Annotated in this window: 24 protein-coding genes; 18 read left to right on the top strand and 6 right to left on the bottom strand. The window is 71.8% G+C overall.

What is annotated here, in order from left to right:
• Positions 1-31 precede the first annotated feature (31 nt).
• The 8 genes from ACQPZW_RS10410 to ACQPZW_RS10445 all read left to right on the top strand — a co-directional run bounded on the left by ACQPZW_RS10410 (position 32) and on the right by ACQPZW_RS10445 (position 8,381).
• On the top strand, positions 32-1,276 hold the full coding sequence (locus ACQPZW_RS10410; RefSeq protein ID WP_433794622.1) for a glycosyltransferase: 1,245 nt from the start codon (positions 32-34) through the stop codon (positions 1,274-1,276).
• On the top strand, positions 1,273-2,904 hold the full coding sequence (locus tag ACQPZW_RS10415) for an ArnT family glycosyltransferase (RefSeq protein WP_433794623.1): 1,632 nt from the start codon (positions 1,273-1,275) through the stop codon (positions 2,902-2,904). The genes ACQPZW_RS10410 and ACQPZW_RS10415 overlap by 4 nt, the downstream gene beginning before the upstream one ends.
• Positions 2,901-4,148: a glycosyltransferase gene (locus ACQPZW_RS10420; protein WP_433794624.1), complete on the top strand. Its 1,248-nt coding sequence runs from the start codon at positions 2,901-2,903 to the stop codon at positions 4,146-4,148. Before ACQPZW_RS10415 ends, ACQPZW_RS10420 begins: the two co-directional genes overlap by 4 nt.
• Complete coding sequence (locus ACQPZW_RS10425) at positions 4,145-6,235, top strand: galactose oxidase-like domain-containing protein (RefSeq protein ID WP_433794625.1); 2,091 nt, start codon at positions 4,145-4,147, stop codon at positions 6,233-6,235. Before ACQPZW_RS10420 ends, ACQPZW_RS10425 begins: the two co-directional genes overlap by 4 nt.
• The gene (locus tag ACQPZW_RS10430; RefSeq protein ID WP_433794626.1) at positions 6,232-6,753 is read left to right on the top strand and encodes a hypothetical protein; all 522 of its coding nucleotides are present in this window, start codon (positions 6,232-6,234) and stop codon (positions 6,751-6,753) included. The genes ACQPZW_RS10425 and ACQPZW_RS10430 overlap by 4 nt, the downstream gene beginning before the upstream one ends.
• Before the next feature lie 77 nt (positions 6,754-6,830).
• Entirely contained in the window at positions 6,831-7,400 is a 570-nt protein-coding gene (locus ACQPZW_RS10435; protein WP_433794627.1) for a GNAT family N-acetyltransferase, read from the top strand.
• Between the two features lie 54 nt (positions 7,401-7,454).
• Positions 7,455-7,931 (top strand): DUF4265 domain-containing protein, encoded by a 477-nt coding sequence (locus tag ACQPZW_RS10440; protein ID WP_433794628.1) that lies wholly within the window; start codon positions 7,455-7,457, stop codon positions 7,929-7,931.
• Between the two features lie 93 nt (positions 7,932-8,024).
• Positions 8,025-8,381 (top strand): hypothetical protein, encoded by a 357-nt coding sequence (locus ACQPZW_RS10445; protein ID WP_433794629.1) that lies wholly within the window; start codon positions 8,025-8,027, stop codon positions 8,379-8,381.
• A 262-nt stretch (positions 8,382-8,643) separates the two neighbouring features.
• Here the strand turns inward: ACQPZW_RS10445 and ACQPZW_RS10450 are convergent, their stop codons facing one another.
• The gene (locus tag ACQPZW_RS10450; protein ID WP_433794630.1) at positions 8,644-9,450 is read right to left on the bottom strand and encodes an alpha/beta fold hydrolase; all 807 of its coding nucleotides are present in this window, start codon (positions 9,448-9,450) and stop codon (positions 8,644-8,646) included.
• A 56-nt stretch (positions 9,451-9,506) separates the two neighbouring features.
• Between ACQPZW_RS10450 and ACQPZW_RS10455 the strand changes: the two genes are divergently transcribed.
• Positions 9,507-10,145: a TetR/AcrR family transcriptional regulator gene (locus tag ACQPZW_RS10455; RefSeq protein WP_433794631.1), complete on the top strand. Its 639-nt coding sequence runs from the start codon at positions 9,507-9,509 to the stop codon at positions 10,143-10,145.
• Between the two features lie 161 nt (positions 10,146-10,306).
• Entirely contained in the window at positions 10,307-10,540 is a 234-nt protein-coding gene (locus tag ACQPZW_RS10460; RefSeq protein ID WP_433794632.1) for a hypothetical protein, read from the top strand.
• An 18-nt stretch (positions 10,541-10,558) separates the two neighbouring features.
• Here ACQPZW_RS10460 and ACQPZW_RS10465 read toward each other — a convergent pair whose 3' ends face one another.
• A complete protein-coding gene (locus tag ACQPZW_RS10465; protein WP_433797501.1) occupies positions 10,559-12,028 on the bottom strand; it encodes an NAD(P)/FAD-dependent oxidoreductase in 1,470 nt (489 codons plus the stop codon).
• Between the two features lie 90 nt (positions 12,029-12,118).
• On the opposite strand from ACQPZW_RS10465, the gene ACQPZW_RS10470 reads away from it, so the two are divergent.
• Complete coding sequence (locus ACQPZW_RS10470; protein WP_433794633.1) at positions 12,119-12,841, top strand: TetR/AcrR family transcriptional regulator; 723 nt, start codon at positions 12,119-12,121, stop codon at positions 12,839-12,841.
• Between the two features lie 9 nt (positions 12,842-12,850).
• Here the strand turns inward: ACQPZW_RS10470 and ACQPZW_RS10475 are convergent, their stop codons facing one another.
• Together ACQPZW_RS10475 and ACQPZW_RS10480 are read right to left on the bottom strand one after the other, a co-directional pair.
• A complete protein-coding gene (locus ACQPZW_RS10475) occupies positions 12,851-13,987 on the bottom strand; it encodes an acyl-CoA dehydrogenase family protein (protein WP_433794634.1) in 1,137 nt (378 codons plus the stop codon).
• Positions 13,987-14,625 (bottom strand): TetR/AcrR family transcriptional regulator, encoded by a 639-nt coding sequence (locus ACQPZW_RS10480; RefSeq protein ID WP_433794635.1) that lies wholly within the window; start codon positions 14,623-14,625, stop codon positions 13,987-13,989. The genes ACQPZW_RS10475 and ACQPZW_RS10480 overlap by 1 nt, the downstream gene beginning before the upstream one ends.
• 123 nt (positions 14,626-14,748) lie before the next feature.
• On the opposite strand from ACQPZW_RS10480, the gene ACQPZW_RS10485 reads away from it, so the two are divergent.
• The 5 genes from ACQPZW_RS10485 to ACQPZW_RS10505 all read left to right on the top strand — a co-directional run bounded on the left by ACQPZW_RS10485 (position 14,749) and on the right by ACQPZW_RS10505 (position 22,973).
• Positions 14,749-17,784: a type II toxin-antitoxin system Rv0910 family toxin gene (locus ACQPZW_RS10485; RefSeq protein WP_433794636.1), complete on the top strand. Its 3,036-nt coding sequence runs from the start codon at positions 14,749-14,751 to the stop codon at positions 17,782-17,784.
• A gap of 3 nt (positions 17,785-17,787) precedes the next feature.
• Positions 17,788-19,401, top strand: coding sequence for an acyl-CoA synthetase (locus ACQPZW_RS10490; protein WP_433794637.1), 1,614 nt, complete (start codon positions 17,788-17,790; stop codon positions 19,399-19,401).
• A 69-nt stretch (positions 19,402-19,470) separates the two neighbouring features.
• Positions 19,471-21,558 (top strand): histidine kinase, encoded by a 2,088-nt coding sequence (locus ACQPZW_RS10495; protein ID WP_433794638.1) that lies wholly within the window; start codon positions 19,471-19,473, stop codon positions 21,556-21,558.
• Positions 21,558-22,232, top strand: coding sequence for a response regulator (locus ACQPZW_RS10500; RefSeq protein WP_433794639.1), 675 nt, complete (start codon positions 21,558-21,560; stop codon positions 22,230-22,232). Before ACQPZW_RS10495 ends, ACQPZW_RS10500 begins: the two co-directional genes overlap by 1 nt.
• Before the next feature lie 6 nt (positions 22,233-22,238).
• Positions 22,239-22,973, top strand: coding sequence for a LamG-like jellyroll fold domain-containing protein (locus tag ACQPZW_RS10505; RefSeq protein ID WP_433794640.1), 735 nt, complete (start codon positions 22,239-22,241; stop codon positions 22,971-22,973).
• Between the two features lie 24 nt (positions 22,974-22,997).
• Here ACQPZW_RS10505 and ACQPZW_RS10510 read toward each other — a convergent pair whose 3' ends face one another.
• The gene (locus ACQPZW_RS10510; RefSeq protein WP_433794641.1) at positions 22,998-23,579 is read right to left on the bottom strand and encodes a TetR family transcriptional regulator; all 582 of its coding nucleotides are present in this window, start codon (positions 23,577-23,579) and stop codon (positions 22,998-23,000) included.
• A 127-nt stretch (positions 23,580-23,706) separates the two neighbouring features.
• Between ACQPZW_RS10510 and ACQPZW_RS10515 the strand changes: the two genes are divergently transcribed.
• Entirely contained in the window at positions 23,707-24,912 is a 1,206-nt protein-coding gene (locus ACQPZW_RS10515; protein WP_433794642.1) for a flippase-like domain-containing protein, read from the top strand.
• Here ACQPZW_RS10515 and ACQPZW_RS10520 read toward each other — a convergent pair.
• Complete coding sequence (locus ACQPZW_RS10520) at positions 24,909-25,451, bottom strand: hypothetical protein (RefSeq protein ID WP_433794643.1); 543 nt, start codon at positions 25,449-25,451, stop codon at positions 24,909-24,911. The two genes, ACQPZW_RS10515 and ACQPZW_RS10520, sit on opposite strands and share 4 nt — an antisense overlap.
• A gap of 72 nt (positions 25,452-25,523) precedes the next feature.
• On the opposite strand from ACQPZW_RS10520, the gene ACQPZW_RS10525 reads away from it, so the two are divergent.
• The gene (locus tag ACQPZW_RS10525) at positions 25,524-26,090 is read left to right on the top strand and encodes an HAD family acid phosphatase (RefSeq protein ID WP_433794644.1); all 567 of its coding nucleotides are present in this window, start codon (positions 25,524-25,526) and stop codon (positions 26,088-26,090) included.
• The last annotated feature ends 52 nt before the right edge of the window (positions 26,091-26,142 follow it).

Genomic DNA, 26,142 nt, shown 5'->3' on the forward strand with positions numbered 1-26,142 from the left:
CTGAAAGGCGACGACCTTGGCTGCCGCCGTCATGATCCTTATTTCCCTCGTGCTCGCCACGTTCGCGGCGGTGACTCTCTGGTGGACGATGCACGCGTGGCGAACCCCGGAGACGCTTGCCGCGACCCGCTTCGCGGAGCCGGACGGTGACCACCGGCTGACCTTCTCCCTGCTGCTGCCGGCGCGGCACGAGCAGGCCGTGCTGGAGCACACCATCCAGCGCCTGCTCCGCTCCACCCACCAGGGCTACGAGATCATCGTGATCGTCGGCCACGACGACCCGGACACCGCGGCGGTGGCCCACGCCGCGGCCGCGGGAGCGCCGGGCCGGGTGCTGGTCGTCACCGACCACAACGAGGTGAAGAACAAGCCACGTGCCCTGAACACCGCGCTGCCGTTCGTCCGCGGCGACGTGGTCGGTGTCTTCGACGCCGAGGACCAGGTGCACCCACACCTGCTGGAGCACGTCGACCACGCGTTCCGGTCGACCGGCGCCGACGTCGTGCAGGGTGGCGTGCAGCTGATCAACTTCCACTCCAGCTGGTTCAGCCTGCACAACTGCCTGGAGTACTTCTTCTGGTTCCGCAGCCGCCTGCACCTGCACGCCGACAAGGGCTTCATCCCGCTCGGCGGCAACACCGTCTTCGTCCGCACCGACGTGCTGCGCACCGCCAACGGCTGGGACGGCACCTGCCTGGCCGAGGACTGCGACCTCGGGGTGCGGCTGTCCAGCCGGGGCGCCAAGGTGACCGTCGCGTACGAGGCGTCCCTGGTCACCCGCGAGGAGACCCCGGACACCGTCGGCAGCCTGCTCAAGCAGCGCACCCGCTGGAACCAGGGCTTCCTGCAGGTGCTGCGCAAGGGCGAGTGGCGGCGGCTGCCGCTGCGCCAGCGGGTGCTGGCCCGATACACCCTGACCGGCCCGTTCCTTCAGGCGTTCTCCGGTGTCGCCATCCCGATCGGCATCGCCGTCGGGGTCCTGGCCGAGCTGCCGGTCGGGATCGCGCTGGCGACCTTCGTCCCGTTCGTGCCGATGGCCGCCAACATCGTCTTCCAGGCCATCGGCCTGCGGGACTTCGGCAAGCAGTACCGCCTCCGGATCAGGCCGCTGCACTACGCCTGGCTGCTGTTCGGCGCGTTCCCCTACGCGTTGCTGCTCAGCGTCGCCGCGCTGCGTGCCGTCTGGCGCGAGTACAGCGGGCGCCGCGACTGGGAGCTGACCACCCACGTCGGCGCCCACCTCCAGAACGCCAACGCCGAGGCCGGTGCCGCATGACGACGACCAGTGAACCTCAGCAGACCACCACGACCGCGCTCATTCCGAAGGCGCGGGGCTCGATCGTCGAGACGACCCGGCCGCGGGTTCCGGCGCCCGATCACCCTCAGAAGCCCACGGGGGTACGGCGACGCGCGATCGCCGGCGGCGAAGGACTCCTCGCCGGTGCCCTGACCACGCTGGTGCTCACCGTCCTGGGCGTCAACATCAGCGGGTACCCGATGGTCAACGACGACGAGGGCACCTACCTCGCACAGGCGTGGGCGGTCGCCAACGGGCACGGCCTGGCCCACTACACCTACTGGTACGACCACCCACCGCTGGCCTGGATCCAGCTCGCCGGTCTCTCCTGGATCCCCGGCCTGTTCGGGACCGAGGGCTCGACGGTCGCCACCACCGGCCGGATCGCCATGCTCCCGGTGATCGCGGCGGTCGTGCTGCTGGTCTACGTGATCTGCCGGCGCCTCGGCATGGCCGTGTGGTCGTCCGCCGCCGCCCTGCTCGCCTTCGGCCTGTCACCGATCACCGTCGTCATGTACCGGGGCGTCTACCTGGACACGTTCGCCGTGGTGTGGATGCTCGCCGCACTGGCCCTGGTGCTGTCGCCACGCCGGAACCTGTGGCACTTCACCGCCGCCGGCGCGGCCACCGCGATCGGGGTGCTGAGCAAGGAGACCATGCTGGTGACACTGCCCGCGGTCGTGCTCGGGCTCTGGCAGCACACCGCGCGCAGCACCACCCGCTCCTGGGCGGTCGGCGGCTACACCAGCGGGTTGGTCCTGGTCGGTGCGTTCTACCCGCTGTACGCGCTACTGCGTGGCGAGCTCTTCCCCGGCGCCGACCACGTGTCGCTGATCGGCGCCTGGCAGTTCCAGCTGGGCTCACGGGCCGGCAGCGGCAGCGTCTTCACCGAGGGGTCGATCGCGGCGAAGCTGGTCGCGTCCTGGCTCGACCACGACCCGTACCTGCTGGCCGGTGGTCTGGTCGCGACCGTCGTGTGCCTGTTCGTGCGCCGCCTGCGCCCGCCCGCGGTGGCCGGCGCCATCCTCGTGCTGATCGCCTGTCGTCCCAGCGGCCACCTGCCGGTCATGTACGTGGTACAGCTCCTGCCGTTCTTCGCCATCGCCGTCGGCGGCGTGCTCGACCTGGCGGTCCGGGTGATGCCGGCCCGGCAGCGGCTGGCGCGCCTGGCGTTGCCGGCCGTCCTCGTGCTGCTCGCCGCGACGGTCGTCGCCCCGCGCTGGTGGGCCGGCAACCGGCTGGCACTGACCGCCGACTACCACGACGGATACGTGTCCGCCGCCCGCTATCTGCGCGAGCGGGTGCCGGACCGGGCGAACACCACGATCGTGCTCGACGACGTGCTCTGGCTCGAATGCGTCGACGCCGGTTACCAACCGGACCGGACCATCTGGTTCTACAAGCTCGACCTGGACCCGGCCGTCGCGGCCCGGCTGCCGAACGGCTGGCGCGACGTCGACTACCTGGTCTCGACACCCGCGCTGCGGGGTGACTCCAAGTCACTGCCCGCGGTGAACACCCTGCTGACGAACTCGACGGTGGCCGCCGGCTTCGGCGAGGGCGAAGGCCGCATCGAGATCCGCCGGATCGACAAGGAGAACCCATGACCACCCAGGCACATGGCCGGGCGGCCGTCGGAATGCCGCACCAGGCCACCGTCACGCCCGGTGAGAAGACCCTGTCACTGGAGCGGTACCGCAGCTCCGGGCGTACCCGGGCGGTGCTGCCCGGCGAGATCGGGGTGGGCCCGCTGCCCTCCACGCTGCTGCAGAGCGTCATCGTGCCCACCTACAACGAGCGCGACAACATCCGCGCTCTCCTGGAACGGCTCGCCGCCACGCTGCCGCACGACGACACCGAGATCGTGTTCGTCGACGACAGCACCGACGACACCCCGGCCGTGATCGAGCAGGCCGCCCGGAACTTCCCGATGGCGATCACCATCCACCACCGGGAGAAGGGCGAGGGTGGGCTCGGTGGCGCCGTGGTCGAGGGCATGCGCCTGGCCCGTGGTGAGTGGATCGTCGTGATGGACGCCGACCTGCAACACCCGCCGGAGATCGTGCCCGACCTGATCGCGGCCGGCCTGCGCGACGGCGCCGACCTGGTCGTCGGCAGCCGGTACGCGCACGGCGGCGACACCGGTGGTCTGGCCGGCGGCTACCGCAGGATGGTGTCCCGCGGCTCGACGCTCCTGGTCAAGACGCTGTTCCGGAACAGCCTGCTGTCGGTCAGCGACCCGATGAGCGGCCTGTTCGCGATCCGGGCCAGCTCGCTGGACGCCGGCGAGCTCCGGCCGCTCGGCTACAAGATCCTGCTCGAGTTGATCGTCCGCAACCGGCCCGGCCGGATCGTCGAGGTGCCCTACGGCTTCCAGGCCCGCCACGCCGGAGAGTCGAAGTCGACCGCCGCCGAGGGCATCCGCTTCCTGAAGCACCTCGCCAGCTTGCGGATCGGCCCCGGCCGGCTGCGGATGCTCGCGTTCGCACTGATCGGGATCTCCGGTCTGCTGCCCAACCAGGCCGTGCTCTGGGCACTGCTGCACCTCACCGAGGTCCACTACACGGCCGCCGCGGTGATGGCCAATGTCGTCGCCGTGATCTGGAACTTCGTCCTCACCGACGCGCTGCTCTACCGCAAGCACCGCAACCGGGGCCCGCTCAGCCGGTTCAGCCGGTTCTTCCTCATGGGCAACGCCGACCTGGTGCTGCGCATCCCACTGCTGACGGTGCTGGTCAGCGTCCTGAATCTGGGCGTCCTGGTCGGCAATCTGCTGACTCTGGTCGCGTCCTTCGTCCTCCGTTTCCTGATCTCCGACAGGCTGATCTACCTCGCCGGGAAGAAGTCATGACCCCGTCACGTCCCCTGATGAGCCGGCGTAACCGGCTCCACCTGGCCCAGCTGCTGGTGCTGTCCCTGCTGCTGTTCCTGGCCCTGCCGGAACGGCCGGCCACGGCCGGCGCCAACCTGATCGCCAACCCGGGTCTGGAGTCGATGGCCCCGGACGGCTTCCCGGTCTGCTGGGAGAAGTCCGGTTACGGCAACAACGGCCACACCTTCGAGATCAGCAGCGACGCGCACAGCGGCGCCCGGTCGATGGCGGTGACCCTGACCAACGCCGGCGAGGGCGACCGCAAGGCGATGATGCTCGAGGACACCTCGTGCGCGCCCAACGTCACGCCGGGCCACCAGTACGACCTGTCGGTCTGGTACAAGACGACCACCCCGAACACGGTGATGACCGTGTTCCGGCACGACGTCGCGCAGGGCTGGGTGTACTGGACCGACCTGGCCACGCTGCCGGTCACCGGCACGTGGACCAGGCAGACCGTGCGGACCCCGCAGATCCCGGCGAACACCGACCAGATCGTCTGGGGCGTCACCGTCTACGGCAACGGCACCCTGAAGACCGACGACTACACCATGGTGGACGCCACCCAGACGGCGCCGGGCACGTCGTGCAGCGCCGGTGACAAGTGCGTCAAGGGCGACTGGCAGGTCATGCCGTTCGAGTCGACGGTCCGCGCCATCCACGCCGTGGTCCTGCGCAACGGCGACGTGCTGCTGATCGCCGGTTCCGGCAACGACCCGGAGGCGTTCGCCGCCAAGTCGTTCAAGACCGCGATCTACCGCCCCGGCTCCGGCACGTTCACCGCCGTGCCCACCCCCGAGGACCTGTTCTGCGCCGGTCACGTGCAGCTCAAGGACGGCCGGATCCTGGTGATGGGCGGCAACAAGGAGTACTCGGCCGCGGACGGCAGCCACGGCTACAAGGGACTGAAGAACTCGTATGTCTTCGATCCGGTCGCACGGTCCTATCAGCGGGTCAACGACATGACGGGCGGCAGCTGGTACCCGTCGGCGACGATCATGGGCAACGGTGACGTGGTCAGTCTCGGCGGCCTCGGTGAGGACTCCAGTGGCACCGTGCTCACCCAGTACTTCGACGAGTCGGAGGGCCGCTGGCTCGGCGTCGGCGAGGCGAAGCAGACCTGGAGCTTCTGGGGCCTCTACCCGTCGATGATCCTGATGCAGGACGGACGGCTCTTCTACACCGGCAGCCACGTCTTCGGCAACGGCCTGTCCGGCTCCGGCGCCTCGATCTACGACTACGACAGCGCGACCATCACGCCGGTCAACGGCCTGCGCAAGAAGGACGAGCGTGACCAGTCGATGAGTGTGCTGTTGCCGCCGGCCCAGGACCAGAAGGTCCTCACCATGGGCGGGGGCAACAACGAGACCAACCCGGACGCCCATCGGCTCACCGACATCATCGACCTCAAGAAGCCGTCGCCGGTCTACACCGCCGGGCCGCAGATCCCGCCGGGCACGATGACCGGCGGCGTCGCCCAGACCGCTGACCAGGGCAAGATGTACGTCTCCGCGGTCCTGCTCCCGGACGGCAAGGTCTTCGAGACCGGCGGCGCGCTGCACAACCGGGCCGACCCCGTCTACGAGGCGTCCATGTACGACCCGGCCACCAACACGTTCACCGCCGGGATGGCCACCGACCCGGTGCCGCGCGGCTATCACTCGTCGGCGTTCCTGCTGCCCGACGGCCGGGTGATGGCGGTCGGCGACAACCCCGGCAACGGCACGTTCGACATGCGGGTGTCGGTCTACTCGCCGCCCTACCTGTTCAAGGGCGCCCGGCCCCAGATCACCGGACTGTCCACGCCGAACTGGGCCTACGGCAGCTCGAACACGATCACCGTCGACGGGCCGGTCCTGAAGGCCGAGCTGATCCGCCCGGCCGCCGTGACCCACTCCAGTGACCCGAACCAGCGGTTCGTCGACCTGCCGATGACGGTCGCCGGCAACTCGATCAGCCTCAACCTGACCAGCAATCCCAATCTGGCGCCCCCTGGCTGGTACATGCTGTTCGTGGTCGGCACCAACGGCGTCCCGTCGGTTGCGAAGTGGGTGAAGGTCGGATGACCCGGACACGTATCGCCGCACTGAGCCTGGCCGCGGTCGCCCTGGTGGGCGGCACCACGTGGGCGCTCACCACGGACGGGGAGCCGGCCCGGTTCGGTGCGACCGAGGTGGTCGCACAGCAGGCGCCGCCGGTCAGCCCGTCCGCTGTCCCGGCCGCGTCCACGGCGGCCGCGGAGAAGAAGGCCCGGGCGCGGCAGACCGAGGCCACGGGCGCGCCCGCCAAGCCCGGCAAGCACGCCACCCCGGCGCCGTTCGTGCAGACCTTCGCCGCCCAGCCGGGCGTCACCCGGCAGAAGGCGAAACGAAAGCCGACGGCTCCGGTCAAGGTGGCCCCGACGGTCGACGGCTGCGACCGCAACTACGGCACCATCGCGCAGTGCATCCCGGTGCGGTTCCCGCGGGGCGTCACCGACAAATGCGCCTGGCTGCGCGAACGCGGCTACGAGAACATCCGGGTCGCCGCCCGGGACCGGCAGGGACTGGACGCCGACCGCAACGGCGTCATCTGCGACGAGTGAGCAGGGTGCGGGGTACGTCGTGCCCCGCACCCCGTTATTGCGTCGCACGTCCCGAGGTGCTGTGTGATCGTGGGCGGATGCCGCAACCCGTCCTGCGTACCGAGCGGATGCTCATGATCCCGCTCGGCGACGAGCACCTGGAACTGGAGGTCGAGCTCGACGCCGACGCCGAGGTGCTGCGATACCTCGACGGCCGGCCCCGTACCCGGGAGGAGGTCACCGAGTTCCACGCCAGGCGGATGGAACTGGGCCGCCGGGTGGACGGCCTCGGCTACTGGGCGGCGTTCGGCGAGGGTGACGACTTCATCGGCATCATGATGCTTCCACCGGCCGCGGGGGAGTCGGTCGCCGAGCTGGGCTACCGTCTGGCGCGGCGGCACTGGCGCCGGGGCTTGGCCACCGAGGCGTCCCGGGAGCTGCTGCGGCACGGCTTCGAGACGGCCGGGCAGAGCCGGATCATCGCACAGACCATGACCGTCAACGCCGGTTCGCGGGCGGTGATGGCCAAGGCCGGGTTGCGGTACCAGCGCACGTTCTTCCCGGACTACCCGCCGATCCCGGGATCCGAGGAGGGTGAGGTGGAGTATGCGATCACCCGCGACGAATGGCTCGCTCTCACCCGTACGCCCGAGGCCGGTGTGGCCTGATCTTCTGGGACACTACGTCTCCGTGTGAACGGGCGAAGTCGGTACGGGGTGGCGATGGCAGCGGTCGAGGTGCATTTCGATCTGCCGCGTGACGGTGACGACTGGCCGCCGGTCGAGGTGGAGAGCCTCTGGGCCGAGACGGTCGGCGACGGCGTGGTGCGGCTGACCAACGTGCCCTGGTTCGTGCGCGGCGTGGCCAGCGGCGACCTGGTCCGGGTCGAGGCCGACGAGAGCGGCGTGCTGTGGGCCGCCGAGCACCTCGAACGGTCCGGCAGTTGCACGATCCGGGTCGTGCCGTCCCGCAGCGGCCCCTTGCACGGATCCCACCAGCGGGTGCTGGACACGTTCGAGCCGTTCGGCGTGACCGGCGAGGGCATCCAGGAGTACGGCCTGGTCGCCCTGGAGGTGCCGCCGGTCGCCGACCTGGCCGGGGTCCAGCGGGTGCTCCGGGCCGGCGCACGTGACGGCTGGTGGGAGTACGAGGAGAGCTGCGTCAGCGAGGCGTGGACCGCTGCCGCCCGGAGCCGATAGTCCGGCAGGCGTCGCGTGGGCTGTCGGCCGCGCTCACAAAACCGGTTCAGTGAATCGGTGTAGGGCAGTCGCATCCAGGGAACCCATGTATGCATGTCGATTGATCGTGAGGACCCGGTGAACTGTCCCGCCCGTGTCACACTCGACGCGGCACAGTTGGCCTTCTTCGATGCGCTGCCGGCCGAGGCGCCGAGCGTGCAGTCCGAGCTGGGCTGCGAGCTGGAGCTGGGCCACGAAGGCTCGCACGCCGCTCTCGGCCAGCAGGTCGACGCGACGATGTGGTGGATCCAGTGGACGCTCAGCGCTTCGGAGGTCAACCCGTACACCTGGTGTCCGGGCCGCCAGGCCGCTGCCGTCGTCAACCGCGACGAACTGGACTGCTCCCTGTTCATGGGGCATCCCGGCGACCACTCGGTCCGGCGCCCCCGGGAGGGCAGCCACGCGTCCTGAAGCGATTCAGTTCAGGACGCCGGCGCTCCGGCGCTGTCCCGCCCGCCGTCACTCGGACGCTGTTCCGGTTGCCGTCGTCGTGCTCTGTCGGGTCGCCGTCGCTCGGCCGCCTTTCGGTGCCCTCGTGACCGCGCTGAGGTCGGCTGACGGGCTCGGCCGTGCCGCAGCGTGGTCATGAGGGCGGGAATCGCGGGCCGGGCGACGGCCGTGCCGCAGTGCGGTCACGAGGCGGGAATCGCGGGCCGAGTCACGGCCGCCGGGGTCAGCGGCGGGCGAAGAACTCGGCGAACGGCTCGACGATGCGCGGGGTCGCCCGGGCCAGGCCGTCGTGCTGGCTGCCCGGGAGCTCCATGGTGCGGGCGTTCGGTATCGCCCCGGCGAGCGCCCGATGGATCTTCGGGTAGTAGGGCGGGCCCTTCGCCCCGCACACCAGCAGCACCTCGGCGGTGATGCCGGCCCACCGGGTGGCCGGGCCGCAGTGCTCGTCGATCGCCGCCGACTCGTCCAGGGTCATGGCCACCAGCTCGCCCATCGTCCGCCCGATCGGCGTGCGCAGGAACATCTTCGTGATCGCCACCTGCATGCGGACCGGCAATCTGCCCGCCGAGGACTGGGTGTTGAGCCCGGCGCCGGTCAGCGCCAGGGCGAGGGCCGTGTCGCCCGCCTGTGCCGCCGCCCGTGCCGCGGGGAGCCAGCCGACCGGGAACAGGCCGTCGACCTGCACCGGCGCGTCGTAGACCGCGAGCCGCTCCATCGGCACCTGCTGCCGGGCCGCCTCGAGCGCGACGACCGCGCCGCCACTGTGCCCGAGCACGTTGACCGCCCCGATGTGCGCCAGCACCTCGCGCAGGTCGTCGACGTCCTCCTGCATCGAGTAGGGCACACTGCGCGGCGGGGCGTCGGCCCGGCCCCGGCGGTTGTAGAGGTGGACGGTGAACCGGTCGGCGAGCCTCGATGCCAGCCGCCGGTAGATGTCGATGGTCACGCCGCCGCCGTGCACCACCACGAGATCCGGCCCGCTGCCGACGGTGTGCAGCGGAATCCTCGCCCCGTCTCTCATCTCGATCATCTCGGTACCCTCCGTCAATAAACCGCGAACACTGTTCGCAGTTTACAGTAGTGCACGTGAGCGACGCACCTCCGATTTGGTCGAGACCGGAACGCGGCAGCCGTGGACCGCAGCCGGGTCACAGCCGCGACGAGATCGTGGCGGCGGCCGTCACACTGGCCGACACCGACGGGCTGCCCGCGGTCTCGATGCGGGCGGTCGCCGGTGCGCTCGGCACCGGCGCGGGCAGCCTCTACCGCTACCTGTCGTCGCGGGACGACCTGCTCGACCTGATGACCGACCGAGTGATCGGCGAGCTGCGGCCCTATCCCGAGCCGCTGACGGACCCGATGGACGCGCTGCTCGAACTGGCCGGCCGGCAACTCGGCCTCTACCGGCGGCACCCCTGGCTGGTCGACCTGCTCACCCGGCCCAGCGGCATCGGGCCGGAGGGACTGGCCTGGTTCGACCACTGCCTGCGCGTCCTCGAGCCGGTCCGGTGCGCGAGCGCCGCCAAGTTCGAGGCGCTCGCGATGATGACCGGGGTCGTGACGCTCTTCGTCCGCCAGGAACGCGCCGCTCCACCTCCGGCCTTCAGCGGGCTCGACCTCACGGCGTACCCCCATCTGATCGCCGCCTTCGCCGACCCGGGCGTGCCCCGCAGCGACCTCTTCGAGCGGGCCCTGCGGGGTCTTCTCGGCGCGCTGCTCGGCTAGGCACTCCCGACGTCAGAGGCATGCCTGTGCCCGGACCCGGTTTCGGGTGCGGCCGGCGCCGCGGTCGCGGGGCGCGTGGGGCCGCTGGGGCGCGGCTCATCCGTTCGGCTGACTGGCGGCTCGGTGCGGAGCGCCGGATACGGGGTCGGTAGGTTGATCCCATGAGTGATCTAGCGGAGGGGCCGGTGACCGCGGCACGCGTGGAGTGGACCGGCGCGCGGTATCGGATACATCTGGTGCGGGGTGGCGGTGGCGGGATCAGCGTCGTCGACGGCGGGGCCCGCCCGGCCGAGGCGATGGCGGCGCTGACCGCCCGCGGTGTGTCGGCGGAGGACGCGGAGCATTGCATCCGCGAGGTGGAGCCGGGCTTCCGGGCCGCCGGGCCGGTCTCGTGAGGACCGGCCCGCGGGGCCTCAGGAGTCGAAGGAGAAGCCGAAGGCGTTCGCTGCCTTCAGGATGAGACCGTCCCGGCCGCCGTTGCGGTCGGAGCGGGCGATCGCGTTGCGGATCACCTGCACGGCCGGGTAGAGGACCGGCTCCGGCGGGATCGGCAGCGGCTTCCTCTTGGCCATCTTCACCCGGGTACGAACGGTGTCCTTCCCGTCCAGCAGGTCCAGCATGACGGTCGCCCCGTAGCGGGTGGCGGCCACGCCCAGCCCGGTGAACCCGCTGCTGTAGGCGACCTTGCCGCCCATGGCCCGGCCCTGGAACGCGGCCAGCTGGGTGCACATGTCGATCATGCCGCCCCAGGCGTGGCTGAACTTCACGTCGCCGAGCTGCGGGAACGTCCGCAGGAAGTGGTCGGCGAGCCGGGTGAACGTCTCCGGGTTCTGGTCGTGCTCGGGCCGGATCGCGCCGCCCTTGTGGTAGACCGCGTCATAGCCGCCCCACAGGATCCTGTTGTCCGAGGTCATCCGGTAGTAATGGAACTGCCGCGAGGTGTCCGAGATGCCGAACCGCCTGGTCCAGCCGATCTCCTCGACCTGCGCGGCGGTCAGCGGCTCGGTCATCAGCACGTAGTCGTAGATCGGCACGGTCAGCAGCCGGTTGCGCTTGAGCAGCGACGGGAAGCCGTTCGTGGCCAGCGCGACCTTACGGGCCCGGACACTCCCGGCCCAGGTCGCCGCCCGTACCGTCGCGCCCTGGTCCTTGATGTCGGTGACCGGGGTGTTCTCGAAGATCCGCACGCCCAGGCGCAGGCAGGCCGCCTTGAGGCCCCAGGCCAGCTTGGCCGGGTGCACCAGCGCGGCGCCCTCGTGCTGCATCAGCCCGGCCCGGTAGAGCGGCGACTTCACCAGCGCGCTCAGCTCGTCGCGCTCGTAGAAGGTGGTGCTTGCGGTGACCGCCTCGCGCAGCTCGTCGACCTGGTGCGGCTCGGTGGCGACGGCGAGGACGCCCTCCTTCTGGAACTCGGCGTCGATGCCGTGCCGGGTCAGCGTGGCCTCGAAGCCGGCGAAGTTCTCCGCGGCCAGCGCGTCCAGGATCGGCAGCTCGTCGGCGAAGTGCCGGCGCCCGTTCTCGGTGCCGTGGGTGAGGCTGGCCTCGACGAAGCCGCCGTTGCGCCCGCTGGCGGCCCACGCGATCTCGTTGCCCTCGACCAGCACCACGTCCAGCGACGGGTCGGCCTCCTTGGCGATCAGTGCCGTCCACAGCCCGCAGTAACCGCCGCCGACGACCAGGAGGTCGGCCTCGGTGGAGCCGTTCAGCGCCGGCTGGGGGGCCGGCCGACCCGGGTCCTCCAGCCAGAACGGGGTACGAGCGGCGCCGTCCAGGGCCTTGCGGATGCGCTGCTCGTCGGTGCGGAGTGCCAGATCGTAAGCGGGGGTGTCGCCGCCATGGTGAGTCCCTTCAACTCTCTCGAGATCTCCCGGGTGTCGGCCGATTGGAGATCTCGTGAACAGATGAAACCGCCCCCCGCATGCTTATGTCAATGCGTTGACATAAGAGGAGTCTAGGGTGGTGGGGTGCCTGGAGTGGAACGTGTGCGCAGCGTGGGGGCCCGACGCCGGAAGACCCGCACCGGTGTCGTGCTGACCGCGGACATGATCGTCGACACAGCCCTGCGCCTGATCGACGCGCCCGGCGGCGACAAGTTGAGCGTCCGCCGCCTCGGTGCCGAGCTGGGCGCCGACCCGACCGCCGTCTACCGCTACTTCCGCGACATGGACGCGTTGCTGCTCGCCCTCGCCGACCGGCTGATCGGTGACGCGTTCGCCGAGTTCGTGCCGCGCGAGCACTGGGCCGACTCGCTGCGCGACCTGGCCGCCTCACTGCGCCGTTCGATGCGGCTGCACCCGAGGCTCGCGCATCTGCGGGCGATCCGTGTCACCGCCGGGCCGCACGAGATGCGGGTCGTCGACACCGGCATCGGGATCATGCTGAGCGCCGGGTTCGCGCCCGCCGACGCGGTCCGCCACTACCGCGACTTCGTCGACACCGTGCTGGCCGTGGCCGCGGTCGACGCCGCCGAGCTCACCGAGGAGCAGGAGGCGGCCGAGCAGGAGGCGTGGTCCCGGGTCTACACCTCGCTGCCCGCCGACGGTTACCCCAACGTCCACCTCGTTCGCGAGCACCTGCCGTCGATGTACAACTCGGCCTTTCCGGGCACTATCGACAAGCTGATCGACGCGTTGATCCAGGCCGCGCCGACCGCTTCCGATCAGCCTTCTGGACCGCATGGCGATGGCCGTCCCTGATCAGGGCGCTCACTGGTAGCCGAACATCTTCGCCGCCAGGTCGGTCATGATCTCGGTGGCGCCCGCGCCGATGCCGAGGATCCGGGTGTCCCGGTAGTTGCGTTCGACCTCGGACTCACGCATGTAGCCCATCCCGCCGTGCAGCTGGACGGCCTCGTCGACGACGTGCTTGCAGGCTTCGACCGCGGCGTTCTTGGCGAGGCAGACCTCGCCGATCATCGCCTCACCGGCCGCGTGGCGCTCGGCCACCCAGCGGGTGTACCTGCGGGAGTGGTCGATCCGCATCCGCATGTCGATCAGCTTGTGCCGGACCACCTGGCGGCTGATCAACGGCCGGCCGAAGGTCTCCCGGGTCCGGGCGTACGCCAGGGTGAGGTCGAGCGAGCGCTGGGCCACCGAGTAGGCGTGCACCGCCGCGATGATCCGCTCCGACACGAACGCCTGGCCGATCAGCGCGAACCCGAAGTTCTCCGGGCCGACCAGGTTGGCCACCGGCACCCGGCAGTCCTCGAACGACAGCTCCGCGGTGTCCGAGCAGAGCCAGCCCATCTTGTCGAGCTTGCGTGACACCGTGAAACCGGGTGTGCCCCTCTCGATCACCAGCATGCTGATGCCGGACGCGCCGGGCCCGCCGGTACGCACCGCGGTGGTGACGAAGTCGGCCCGGACCCCGGAGGTGATGAACATCTTGGCGCCGTTCACCACGTACACGTCGCCGTCGCGCACCGCGGTCGTGCGCAGCGAGCCCACGTCCGACCCGGCCTCCGGCTCGGTGATGCCGAGCGCCCCGATCATCTCCCCGGCCAGGGTCGGCCGGACGAACCGGTCGATCAGGCTCTCGTCGCCGGACGCGATGATGTGCGGCAGCGCGATCCCGTGCGTGAAGATCGAGGCGTGCGCGCCGGACGAGCCGCCCGCCTCCAGGAACGCCTCGGTCGCGATGACCGTGTCGACGCTGTCGCCACCGTCGCCGCCGTGCTCCTCGGCGAACCCGATCCCGTAGAGACCGGCCTTGGCAAGGCGGGCGTGCACGTCACGGGGGATCTCGCCGGCCCGCTCCCAGTCGCCCAGGTGCGGGTGGATCTCGCGGGACACGAACTGCTTCATCGCGTCGGCGAGCGCGAGGCGTTCCGGGGTGTCGGACATCAACTCTCCTTTGAGCGGGCACGTTCGACGAGGGTGGACGGATCGCGGCGGCCGAGGAGGATCGCGGCCGCGCGTTTCCAGCGGCGGATGAGCAGCTCCCGGCGGCCCAGGTCGCCGCTGACGATGCCGGTCATGGCGAGCCCGGTCAGCACCTCGTAGCTGAACTCGACCACGGTCGGCACGCGGGGATCGCCGGGCGAGCTCTCGCTGAGCAGCGTACGGGCCCGGTCGTGCAGGACGGCGAAGATCTCCTTCTCGACCGGCAGCAGCGCGGTGCGCACCTCGGCGTCGGTGCGAGCCGCGTTCCACAACTCCAGCGCCGCCCAGAACAGCGGGGACGAGAAGTGCCGCCAGATGATGTCGATCAGCGCGTCCAGCCGGTCGGCGTCGGGCGGGATCGCCGTGAGCTCGGCGGTGAGCGCCTCGACGCGGCGGCCCGCAACATACTGCACCGCGCCGACCAGCAGATCCGCCTTGGTCGGGAAGTGGTGCAGCAGGGTGCCGCGGGGCACGTCGGCGCGGGCCAGCACCTCGGCCGTGGTGGTTTCGGCGTAGCCGCGCTCGACCAGGCACTGCACGGTGGCCTCCAGGATCCTGCCCCGGGTCGCCTCACTGCGCTGTGCCTGCGTTCGTTTCACGGCACTTACCGTACGGCTTGACTGTTAGTTGCGTCCATACAGGTTGTTCTCAGTGATCGGCAGGCTATTGCCGTGACCCAGGTCACCCCCTTACCGTCACGTCAGACTGTTAGGGGAGCGTCGATGCCCGCTGTTGTCCCACCCCGGCTCCTGGCCGGGCTCGCCGTCGTGCGCGCCGCCGCCGGGAGCCTGCTGAGCCGGGCCCGCCCCGAACCGGCCGCGCCGCCGGCGGCGGTCGAACCACCCCGCCGGTTCGCTCACCCGTGCAGCGTCCAGGTCACCGTCGCGGCCGGGCCGGAGCGGGTGTTCGCGGTGCTCGCCGACCCGGCCCGGATGCCGGACTGGGTGCTCCAGCACGCCGGATGGATCGACGGGCCGCCCGCCGCGTTCGCCGAGGGGGAGCGGTTCCGGCAGCGGATCAGGCTGATGGGGGTGCCGAGCGAGGTCCGCTGGACGGTCGTCGGCGTGGTACCGGGACGGGCCGTCTGGTTCGAGGGCACGGCGCCGATGGGCATCACGGTCGGGTTCTACCTGTCGGTGACGCCGGCCGCCGGCCGGTCGGTGGTGCGGTTCGACGGCGGGCTCGAAGGCGGGTCGGCGGAGGGTCCGCTGGGAGCGATGGTCGCCCGCAATCTCGGGGACGCCATGCGCAAGTCACTGGAGGAGCTCGGACTCGTCGCCGAGGCGGGGGCGTCGTCCGGTCGTGCCACCGCGGGGTCCTCGAGCGCATCGCAGCCCGGCCCCGCGGAGGCCGCGTCCCGGCCCGGCTCCCCGGCGGGCGCGTCGCGCGCCGCCGCCGGTCCACCGCCCGGGCCCAAGCCCGCGCCGATCGTCTTCGGTCGCACCGGCGAGGAGATCGACGCCTGGACGCCGGTGATCGTCGGGGTCGGGCAGGTCTCCGACAGATCCACCGAGCCCGCGGGCGGCGACCCGGTCTCCCTCGCCGTGCGGGCGCTGCGGCTCGCCGCCGACGACAGCAGGACCCCGGAGATCCTTCGAAGAGCAGACCTCGTGGGGTACGTCGCCAGCGTCTCGTGGCAATACCCGGACGGCGCCGCGCTGATCGCGGGGGCGGTCGGCGCCACCCCGAGACGGACCGCGCAGACCACCATCTTCGGCGGCGACGGCTCGCTGCGACTGCTCAACGACGTGGCCGCCACGATCGCTTCCGGTCACGCGTCGATCGCCCTGGTCGGCGGCGCCGAGGCTGCCTCGACCGCGGCGGCCGCCGAGCGGGCCGGCCGGGACCTGGACTGGCCCCGGCAGCCGGACGGCACCGAACCGGGCCGGACCGTCGGCAGCGACGCCCCGGCCAACAACGACCCGGAGACCGCGGCCGGCCTGGTCGCCCCGATCCACCTCTACGCCCTGATCGAGTCGGCGGTCCGCGCGCGGCTCGGGCTCAGCCCGGCCGACCATCGGGAGCGGATCACCCGCCTCTGGGCCGGCTACTCCGAGATCGCCGCGGGCAACCCGCACGCCTGGCAACCGGTCGTGCACACCGCCGCCGAACTGGCCGAGCCGACCGCCGCCAACCGGATGATCTCCGCGCCCTACCCGAAGCTGCTCACCGCGAACGTGCAGGTCAACCAGGGAACCGGCATCATCGTGTGCAGTGCGGCGGCCGCGCAGGAGGCCGGGATCGACCAGGACCGGTGGGTGTTCCTGCACGCCGGTGCGCACGCCACCGACGAGTGGTATGTCACCGAGCGTGCCGATCTCGCCGCCTCTCCCGCGATCAAGGCGATCGGTGCGGCCGTCCTCGGGCATGCCGGGGTCGGGATCGACGACGTCGAGCACATCGACCTGTACGCCTGTTTCCCGTCCGCCGTGCAGATCGCCGCCCTCGAGCTCGGGCTCCCGGTCGACGACCCGGCGCGGCCCCTGACCGTGACCGGCGGGCTGACCTTCGCGGGTGGTCCGGGCAACAACTACTCCAGTCACGCGATCGCCAACCTGGTGCCCCTACTGCGATCCGATCCGGACAGTTTCGGCCTGGCCACCGCCCTCGGCTGGTATCTGACCAAGCACGCCGCGACCGTCCTGTCGGCCCGCCCGCCGCGCTCGGAGTACCGCGACATCGACGTCGACCATCGGCTGTCACGGCCGCCGGCGCGCCGGGCGCTGGGCTCCTGGACCGGGCCGGCGGTCCTGGAGGCCTACACCGTCCCCTACCGCCGCGACGGCACGCCCGAGGCGACGATCATCACCGCGCTCACCCCGGACGGCGACCGCGTCGTGCTCCGCCTCACCGACGACCCCTTCCTCCGCGCCGGCGACGAGGCTGCCCCCGTTCCCGAGATCGCGGACCTGGTGGGTCGCTGGGTGGACCTCGCCGGTACGGCCCTCGTCCTCGCCGACGCCTCCGACGCCTCCCGGGCCGAGCTGCCGGCGCCGCCCGAGCCGCCGCTGATCGTCCAGTGGCACGGGCCGGTCACCGTCCTCCGGCTCAACCGGCCGCGGGTCCGCAACGCGATCGACCTGGCCACCGCTCGTGCTCTGGAGAAGGCGATCGACGCGTTCGAGGCCGACCCGGACGCGCGGGTGGCGATCCTGACCGGCTCGGACACCGTGTTCAGCGCCGGCATGGACCTCAGGGCCGCCGCCCGCGGCGAGTACCCGGTGACCGAGGGCCGCGGCCTGCTCGGCATCACCGCCAAGCCGCCCGCCAAGCCCCTGATCGCCGCCGTCGAGGGTGCCGCCCTGGCAGGCGGGTGCGAGCTGGCGCTGGCCGCCGATCTGATCGTCGCCGCGGAGGACGCCGTCTTCGGTATCCCCGAGGTCAAGCGCGGCCTGGTCGCCGCAGCCGGCGGGGTGCTCCGGCTCGCCCGGAGCCTGCCCCGCAGCACCGCCCTGGAACTGGCCCTGACCGGTGAGCCGATGCCCGCGCGCCGGCTGCACGAACTGGGGCTGATCAACCGCGTCACGTCACCGGGCGCAGCGTTCGACACCGCGCTGCGGCTCGCCCGGGACATCGCCGCGAACGCGCCCCTGGCTGTACTGCTCTCGAAACGCATCGTCGACGAACACCGCGACTGGGGCGCCGCGGAGGCCTTCGACCGTCTCTCCGACATCGCCGGCGAGGTGATCGGCTCCGCGGACGCTCAGGAGGGCATCCGCGCGTACGCCGAGAACCGACCCCCTCAATGGAAGGGCTGAAGTGTGAGCACGCTGCGAGCGGTTCTGCGGATGCACCAGATAGGGATCGTCAACCTCCTGCGCCCGGACCGCCTGATCAAGGCGGCCGGCAACAACGCCAGACTGGGCCCGCAGGCGGCCCTCACCGAGAAGGCCGCCACCGAGCACCCGGGCCGGCCCGCGATCACCGACGAGCGGGGCACCTGGACGTATCTGCAGTACTTCCAGCGTTCCAACGCCCTCGCGCACGCGTTGCGCAAGGTCGACCTTCCCGAGAAGTCGATCATCGGAGTGCTCGCCCGTGACCACCGCGGCCTCGCGCTGGCCATCGCCGGCACCGCCCGCGCCGGGTTGCGGCTGGCGATGCTCAACACCGGCCTCGCCGCGTCCCAGCTGGCCGAGGTGATCAAGCGGGAGAACGTCCGCTTCCTGATGTACGACAGCGAGTTCGCCGACCTGGTCGACGGCCTGCCGGACGACCTGCCCCGTTATCTGAGCTGGGAGGACGACGGCTACCTCCGTCCACCCGGGTTGCTGTCGGTGGAGGAGCTCATCGCCGCCGAGCCGACGTCCGTCCCGCTGCCGATCCCGGAGAAGCCGGGCGGTTTCATCATCCTGACCAGCGGCACCACCGGCCTGCCCAAGGGTGCGCCACGGACCAAGGTGTCGCCGCTGGCCAGCGCCGTGATCGCGGACCGGATCGACTTCCCCCGGCAGGGCACCGCGGTGATCGCGTCCCCGCTCTTCCACGCGACCGGGTTCGGTGCCTGGACTGTCGGGCTGTCCCTGGCCAACCACGCCGTGCTGCTGCGCCGCATCGACGCCGAGCGGATCCTGGCCGCCATCGCGGAGCACCGGGCGCACATGCTGGTCGCCGTCCCGACGATGCTCAACCGGATCCTCGCCCTCGGACCGGACGTCATCGCCAAGTACGACACCTCCTCGCTGAAGACCGTCTTCCTCGCCGGATCCGCGCTCCCGCCCGACCTGTGTGTGCGGTTCCAGGACGCGTTCGGCGACGTGCTCTACAACGTCTACGGCTCCACCGAGGTCGCTGTCGCCTCGGTCGCGCAGCCCCATGAACTGCGCCGATCCCCGGGTACCGTCGGAAGGCCCCCGGTCACGGTTCGTGTCGCTCTCTACGACGCCGACGACAAGCCGATCACCGAGGTGGGGGCCAAGGGCCGCGTCTTCGTCCGTACCGGCATCCCGTTCGAGGGCTACACCGACGGACAGCACAAGCAGGTCATCGACGGCCACATGGCCACCGGCGACCAGGGGCACTTCGACGCCGACGGCCTGCTCTACATCGACGGCCGCGACGACGACATGATCATTTCCGGTGGTGAGAACGTCTACCCGCTCGAGGTGGAGAACCTGCTCGCCGAGCGGGAGGACGTGATGGACGCCGCGGTCATCGGCGTCGACGACGCGGACTTCGGCACCCGGCTGCGCGCCTTCATCGTGCCGAGCGAGGGCTCCACCCGCGATCCGCAGGAGATCCGCGAGTTCGTCCGCGCCAACCTGGCCCGCTACAAGGTGCCGCGGGACGTCGTCTTCGTCGACGATCTGCCCCGCAATCCCACCGGAAAGCTCCTGCGCCGGGAGTTGCCGACCGGCCCGATCGACGGCGCCTGAGACCCGCTCGCACCGGCAGGGGCGGGTCAGGCAACCGGAAGAGGGGCCATCTCGCTACAGTTCCGGGTCATGGCCAGGTGGATGCTTCCCGTGCTGCTCGTCGCGGGCCAGCTCCTCTACTGGCCGGGCCTGCCCCTGCTCGACCACGACGACGTCGGCGTGCCGGCCGCGATCGTGGTGGCCGGCGCATGCCTGCTCGCCGGCGTCGCCCTCGGCTGGCGCCGGGAGCGGCCGCTGTCCGCGCTGACCGCGGTGCTGGCCTGCAACGTGATCGCGGTCCTCGCCGCGCCCGCCGGCCCGCAGTGGATCGAGACCGGCGACGCCACCGTGATCCTCGCGACCTTCTCGTACGTCGCCCTGTTCAGCGTCGCCGTCCACGCCCCGGGCCGGCTGCTGCCCGTGGCCTTCGCCGGTGCGGTCGCCGAGCAGGTCCTCGCCTCCGTGGTGCAGGACGGCGAGCCCGGCGTCGACTGGGCCTATCAGGCGCAGGCGCTGGCCGCCGCGGCCGTCGTCTACGGTCTGGTCGTCCTCTTCGGCCGGCGCCGCCGCCGCTTCCACGCCGAGCGCGCCGCGGCCGCCCGCCGGCTCGACGCCGCACGACAGGCCGGGCTCGGCGCCGCCGACACCGAGCGCCGCCGTCTCGCCCGCGAGCTGCACGACGTCACCGCACACCACCTGACCTCGATCGTGGTGAACTCGTCGGCGGCGGAGATGCTCGGCGACCAGCGTCCGGAGCTGCGGGCCGAGGCGCTGGACTTCGCGGCCCGCACCGGCCGCGAGACGCTGGACGCGCTGCGCCGGCTGGTGGCGATCCTGCCGGCGACCGCGGGACGCGACGACACCCCGTCACTCGGCGACCTGACCGACGGCTTCCGGGCGCTCGGGCAGCGGATCACCGTCGAGCTGCCCGACGGCGATCCGCCACCGGACCGGGCCGCGGCGGTCTACGGCATCGTCCGGGAGGCGCTCACCAACACCCTGCGGTACGCGCCCGGCGGTCACGTGCTGGTCCGGTACACCACGACGGAGCTGCTGGTCGAGGACGACGGCGGCGGCGCGCAGGTCACCGGGCTCGGCGGCGGGCGGGGCGTCGACGGGATGCGGGAGCGGGCGCGGTCACTCGGCGGGGAGTGCACGGCCGGGCCCCGTGACGGCGGCGGCTGGCGGGTGCGGGCCGACCTGCCGGGGGCCGACGGGACCGTGCGGACGGCGTACCCCTGGCTCGGTGGCCCGATGGCGGCCTCCGCCGCGCTGGTCGTCCTCCTGGTGCTGGTGCAGGCGAGCATCATGGCCACCGACGAGGACAGCCTGCCCCGGACGGCGGCCGCGCTGATCCTGCTCGCCCAGATCGCGCACGCCGTGCCGCTGCTGTGGCGGCGGCGGTCGGCCTGGTGGTCGTTCGCGGCCGTCGTGCTGACCGGTCTGCTCGGCCCGCTGCTGGTCCAGCCCGGCCCGGTGCCCGCCCGGTACGGCTACCTGTTCCTCTTCAGCTGGGTCGTCGACCTGGCGGCGGTCCACGCGGTCGCCGTCCGTGGCGCCCGGCCCGGCCTGACCTGGCTCACCGTTCCGGCCGCCGCCGGGTCGATGGGGTTCGTGACCGCCGTACTGCTGGCCCTCGACGACTCCGACCCCGAGCTCACGCTGAATGGGATGGCCGAGCGGATGGCGTTCATCGCCGTCATGACGCCGTTGATCGCGATCCTGTTCGCCATCCCGGCGGTGGCCTGCTGGGGTGTGGGCTTCGCCGGCCGGCGGCGCCGGGACCGGCTGCGGGCGCGCGAGGCGGACGGTCTGGCCAACGAGCTGGAACAGGCCGCCTTCCACGCGCTGCTGGAGCGGCGCCGGATCGCCGCGGGGCTGCACGAGGACGTGCTCCGGCACGCCGCCGAGGTCCCGGACGCGGCAGGGCGCGGCGACCTGGCCGGGGTCCTCGCCGCCGCCCGGCGTGCCCTCACCGCCATGCGGGCGCTGCTGGACGGCCTCGGTGGCCGCCCCGAGACGGCGCCCACCCCGCTCCCCGCCACCACCCCGGCGTCCGTTCCGGCCCCCCGCCCGGCGCCTCTTCCCGGGCCGCTTTCCGCTTCCGGCCCGGGCCCGGGGCCGCTCGAGGTGCGGGATTCCACTGTTCGGGAGGTGCCGTCATCGCGGTCCGAGTGATGGTCGTGGACGACCAGGTGATGGTGCGGGCCGGACTGGCCGCGATCGTCGGCTCGCAGCCGGATCTCGACGTGGTGGGCGAGGCCGGCGACGGGGCGGCCGCGGTCGAGCTGGCCGCCACGCTGCGGCCCGACGTGATCCTGATGGACATCCGGATGCCCGGAGTCGACGGGCTCACCGCGACCGCCCGGCTCACCGCCGGCCCGAACCCGCCGCGGGTGCTGGTGCTCACCACGTTCCACCACGACGCGTACGTCTTCCACGCGCTGCGGGCCGGAGCCTCCGGGTTCCTGCTGAAGGACTCCGAGCCGGCCGAGCTGGTGGCCGCCGTCCGTACCGTCGCGGCCGGTGAGGCCATGCTGAGCCCGGCGGTGACCCGCAGTCTGATCGACGCCTTCGCCGCGGGCACGGTGTCCGCCGCGCCGGAGGCCGACCCGCGCATCGACGCGCTCACCCCACGCGAGCGGGACGTGCTGATCGCGATCGCGCAGGGTCTGTCCAACGCGGAGATCGGCGCCCGGTTCGGCATCACCACCGGCACGGTGAAGGTGCACGTCAACGCCCTGCTCGGCAAGATCGGCGCGCGGGACCGGGTGCAGGCGACCATCGTGGCGTACGACACCGGGCTGGTCAGTCCCGGTCCCCGCCACCAGGGTGGTGGCCCCGGCGTTTGACCGGGTGTGAGGTTCTGCCGCCGGATCCTGGTGATCGTCCTGCTGATCACGCTGCCGACCACCGTCGCGCTGACCGTGCGCCGGTCGGGGCGTACGGCTCCCGCGGTCTGGGTGACGCCGAGCGCGCCGCCGCCCGTGACGATCGCCCGGTACGGCTTCGAGGACCCGAGCCCGTGGGGTGACCTCACCCCGTTCACCGGCAACGACGCCCGGCTCCGGCGTGTGCCGCACGGCGGTGGGCGGGCCGTCCGCTTCCCCGCGCCGTGCGATCGGGAGCCGTGCCCGCGGATGATCCTGCGGGCGCTGAGCCGGCCCGCCCTCAACCCGGGCCGTGCCCTGTTCAGCTTCGGCGCGACGGTGCGCCTGTCCGCGCGGAACACCACCGACGGCCAGAACGTGCTGCAGAAGGGCTATGCGGCCGAGGGCAGCCAGTACAAACTGCAGATCGACGGCGTGGCCGGGCACCCCAGCTGCGTGCTGGTCGGGGAGGACTCGCGGGCCATCCACGTGGTCCTCGCCGACGTGGGGGTGGCCGACGGCGCCTGGCATGCGATCACCTGCCGGCGCGGCCGGGACACCCTGACGATCCTGGTGGACGGGGCGCCCCGGGCCGCCGTCCGGATCCCGGCGGAGCTGCGCATCGACAACGCCATGTCGCTCAACCTGGGTGGCAAGAGCGCCCACGCCGACAACGACCAGTTCCACGGCGCGGTCGACGACGTCTGGATCAGCCGGCCCTGATCGGGGCGGCCGGACCGGTCCCGGTCAGGGTTTCTTGAGCAGCGCGTCGACCAGGTCGCGCAGCGGCGGCACCAGATCCTCGGCGGTGGCCGAGGCCAACGGCTCCAACCCCGATTTGGTACGCAACAGCGCGATCCCGGTGGCGGCGGCCAGCACGATCTGGGCGCGCAGCAGCATGTCCTCGTCGTCCTCGGGCCACCCGGCGGCGACGGCGAGCCTCTGACCGTACGACCGGAGCAGGTCCAGCCGGATCCGGTCGGCGGACTCGTCGCCGGACGAGCGCAGCAGCAGCACGAGGTGGTGGGGGAGGCCCTCGGTGCACGGGCCGGCGATCTGCCGGGCGATCGCCTCCGGGGTGCGGCTCAGCGGGGTGTCGCCGGTGGTCCGCCGGACCTCGTCGACGCTGCTGGTGAGGCAGGCCTCGAAGAGTCCCTCCTTGGACTTGAAGTATCGGCTGATCAGCGCCACGTTGACGCCCGCGTCGTCGGCGATGTCGCGGACCGTGGTCGCGGCATATCCGTCCCGTGTGAACCGCTGCAGGGCCGCCTCCAGCAACAACTGCCGGGTCTTGGTGGCGTCCCTGCGGCGCGGTGAAGTCGCTGCCACAGCCCTCCTTCCGCTCTGTTGTGCCAGCTTATCCGGCATGTCGATGTGACGTAAACGTCCGTTGACCGGATATGCCGTACGCCGGTACGGTTTTTAAGTCAACATCTGTTTACCGCAGGGACCGCGCATGACCACCCTCGTCGAGAAGGCTCCACCGCGCCGGATGCGCCGGGCCGCCGGGGTGACCGTCGCGGCCGTCCTCGGCACCGAGCTCGTCCTCGGCTGGGACTCCCTCGCCGCCGCCGTCGCCCAGCTGCGCGCGCCGCATCTCGGCTGGCTGGCCGCCGCGCTCCTCGTCGAGACCGCCGCCATGCAGGCCTACGCGCGGATGCAGCGCCACCTGCTGCGCTCGGCCGGGGTGCGGGTCCCGCTGCGGCGGCACGTGGCGCTCGCCTACGCCGCCCACTCGCTCAGCGTCACCCTGCCCGGCGGCCCGGCGTTCTCCACCGCCCTCAACTACCGGCAGATGCGCCGCTTCGGGGCCTCACCCGCGGTCGCCTCCTGGTGCATCGCGCTCTCCGGGATCCTGTCCGCGGCCGCGCTCGCCGCCATCACGGCGTTCAGCGCGATCACCGCCAACGGCGCCCCCGACTGGCACACCTTCGCCGCCCTGGCCGTCGCCGCGCTGCTCGCCACCATCGGCGTGCGCCGGCTCACCCGGCGCCCGGGCAGCGTCGCGGTCCTCACCCGGCCGGTGCTGATGCTGGTCAACCGGCTGCGGCACCGGCCCGCCGACCACGGGCAGGACCGCGTCCAGGGTTTCCTGGACCAACTGCGGGCCGCCCGGCTCACCCCCGGCCACGGCGCCGCGGCGGTCGTCTTCGCCCTGCTCAACTGGCTGCTCGACGCGGCCTGCCTGTGGTTCTGCTGCATCGCCGTCGGCGGCGGCACGATCAGCGCCGGGCAGTTGCTGCTCGCCTTCTGCGCGGGCATGGCCGCCGGGACGATCACCATCGTTCCCGGCGGCCTGGGCATCATCGACGGCGCCCTGATCCTCGGCCTGATCGCCGGCGGCATCGGCGCCGAGATCGCCATCGCGGTCGTGGTCCTCTACCGGCTGATCACCCTCGGCTTCATCATCGGCGTCGGCTGGCTGTCCTACCTGGTCATCCGCCCGTCCGAGATCGCCGGCCGGTCCGAGTCTGCCGGTCGGTCCGAAAGCGCCGGTCGGTCCGACCCTGCCGGCCGGTCCGAAAGCGCCGGTCGGTCCGAAAGCGCCGGTCGGTCCGACCCTGCCGGTCGGTCCGACCCTGCCGGTCGGTCCGAGTCTGCCGGTCGGTCCGAGTCTGCCGGCCGGTCCGAGATCGCCGGCCGGGCCGAATCCGTGGGTTAGACGAAGTCGCGGTACTTCAGCTTCGCCCGGCGGCCGTCCGGGTGGTGCCAGACGATGCCCTCCTGCTTCGGGTGCGCGAGCAGCCACGCGCGCAGCCCGGCCAGGTCCCGGGGGACGTCCAGCCGCTCCGCCTCGGCATGGGCGACCAGCGCGTGTCCCCGTACCTCCTCGGGATTGCCGTTGATCTTCTCCCCGATGAGCTCGTAGGTGCCGGGCTGCCGGGCCTGCGGCGACCCGGCGACCGCCTCGGCGTGGTAGCGGGCATAGCTGGACTGCTCGATCGGCTCCCAGCCCACGGTCTTGCCGGTGTTCTCGTCGGTCATCACCGGCCGGTAGCCGGGCGGCCGGGTACGCCCCGGCCGGACCTCGCGCCGCGCCCACCAGATACCGTCGTCGTCGAGCAGCACGCAGGTGCCGTCGTATTTGCGGGTGGCGATCCCCTCGCCGTCGAGGACCCACTGGCAGGCGGGGTTGGCCTCGGGCAGCACGCGCTTGCGGTCGTTCGGGTCGCGCTGGAACAGCGTGGGAATCTTCTGCATGAACGTCATCTTCGCAGCGAGACAAAACGGATTTCAGCTGCCGTTCATCTATGATCATCGATAATGTGGCGCATGCGAACCCTCTCCCTCCGCATTCTGGTGACCACCGTCGCCGCCGCTCTCGTCACCGGTGCCGCCGCCACCCCGGCCGTCGCCGCCGCACTCCCGTCCCGCGCCACCTGGCTCGCCGACGTCCAGGCCGTCACCGACCAGGCCGCCGCCTACCTCGACACGCGGCTCCCGGCCTCCGGCATCCGGGCGGCGATCGTCCTCGACATCGACAACACCGCGTTGCAGAGCAGATACAAGCCGTACGACGCCACGCCCAGCGTCCTCGCGCTCGCCCGCCAGGCCCGCGCCGACGGAGCGGCCGTGTTCTTCGTCACCGCCCGCCCGGAGATCATCGAAGCCGCCACCGAGCTCAACCTGAGTGTCGTCGGATACCGGTGGACCGACCTCTACACCCGGCCCACCTTCGACTTCTCCGACAACCAGACCCTCAAGACCACCGCCCGCACCGACATCGAGAAGCGCGGCTACACCATCGTCGCCAACGTCGGAAACAGCGCCACCGACCTCGGCGGCGGCCACGCCGAGCGCACCTTCAAACTGCCCGACTACGACGGCCAACTCGACTAACCCCCTCAGCTCGGGCCCGGCGGAGGTCCCCCGCCGGGCCCGAGCACCCCCG

The organism is Actinoplanes sp. CA-252034, from assembly GCF_050956125.1.
Taxonomy (GTDB): domain Bacteria; phylum Actinomycetota; class Actinomycetes; order Mycobacteriales; family Micromonosporaceae; genus Actinoplanes.

Bases quoted from the DNA above. Each gene is read 5' to 3' on its own strand.
- ACQPZW_RS10500 (WP_433794639.1), top strand. From the start codon at position 21,558: ATGGTCGTGGACGACCAGGTGATGGTGCGGGCCGGACTGGCCGCGATC.
- ACQPZW_RS10445 (WP_433794629.1), top strand. From the start codon at position 8,025: ATGTCGATTGATCGTGAGGACCCGGTGAACTGTCCCGCCCGTGTCACA.
- ACQPZW_RS10425 (WP_433794625.1), top strand. From the start codon at position 4,145: ATGACCCCGTCACGTCCCCTGATGAGCCGGCGTAACCGGCTCCACCTG.
- ACQPZW_RS10495 (WP_433794638.1), top strand. From the start codon at position 19,471: ATGGCCAGGTGGATGCTTCCCGTGCTGCTCGTCGCGGGCCAGCTCCTC.
- ACQPZW_RS10460 (WP_433794632.1), top strand. From the start codon at position 10,307: ATGAGTGATCTAGCGGAGGGGCCGGTGACCGCGGCACGCGTGGAGTGG.
- ACQPZW_RS10485 (WP_433794636.1), top strand. From the start codon at position 14,749: ATGCCCGCTGTTGTCCCACCCCGGCTCCTGGCCGGGCTCGCCGTCGTG.
- ACQPZW_RS10435 (WP_433794627.1), top strand. From the start codon at position 6,831: ATGCCGCAACCCGTCCTGCGTACCGAGCGGATGCTCATGATCCCGCTC.
- ACQPZW_RS10515 (WP_433794642.1), top strand. From the start codon at position 23,707: ATGACCACCCTCGTCGAGAAGGCTCCACCGCGCCGGATGCGCCGGGCC.
- ACQPZW_RS10440 (WP_433794628.1), top strand. From the start codon at position 7,455: ATGGCAGCGGTCGAGGTGCATTTCGATCTGCCGCGTGACGGTGACGAC.
- ACQPZW_RS10430 (WP_433794626.1), top strand. From the start codon at position 6,232: ATGACCCGGACACGTATCGCCGCACTGAGCCTGGCCGCGGTCGCCCTG.
- ACQPZW_RS10520 (WP_433794643.1), bottom strand. From the start codon at position 25,451: ATGCAGAAGATTCCCACGCTGTTCCAGCGCGACCCGAACGACCGCAAG.
- ACQPZW_RS10420 (WP_433794624.1), top strand. From the start codon at position 2,901: ATGACCACCCAGGCACATGGCCGGGCGGCCGTCGGAATGCCGCACCAG.
- ACQPZW_RS10450 (WP_433794630.1), bottom strand. From the start codon at position 9,450: ATGATCGAGATGAGAGACGGGGCGAGGATTCCGCTGCACACCGTCGGC.
- ACQPZW_RS10525 (WP_433794644.1), top strand. From the start codon at position 25,524: ATGCGAACCCTCTCCCTCCGCATTCTGGTGACCACCGTCGCCGCCGCT.
- ACQPZW_RS10415 (WP_433794623.1), top strand. From the start codon at position 1,273: ATGACGACGACCAGTGAACCTCAGCAGACCACCACGACCGCGCTCATT.
- ACQPZW_RS10475 (WP_433794634.1), bottom strand. From the start codon at position 13,987: ATGTCCGACACCCCGGAACGCCTCGCGCTCGCCGACGCGATGAAGCAG.
- ACQPZW_RS10410 (WP_433794622.1), top strand. From the start codon at position 32: ATGATCCTTATTTCCCTCGTGCTCGCCACGTTCGCGGCGGTGACTCTC.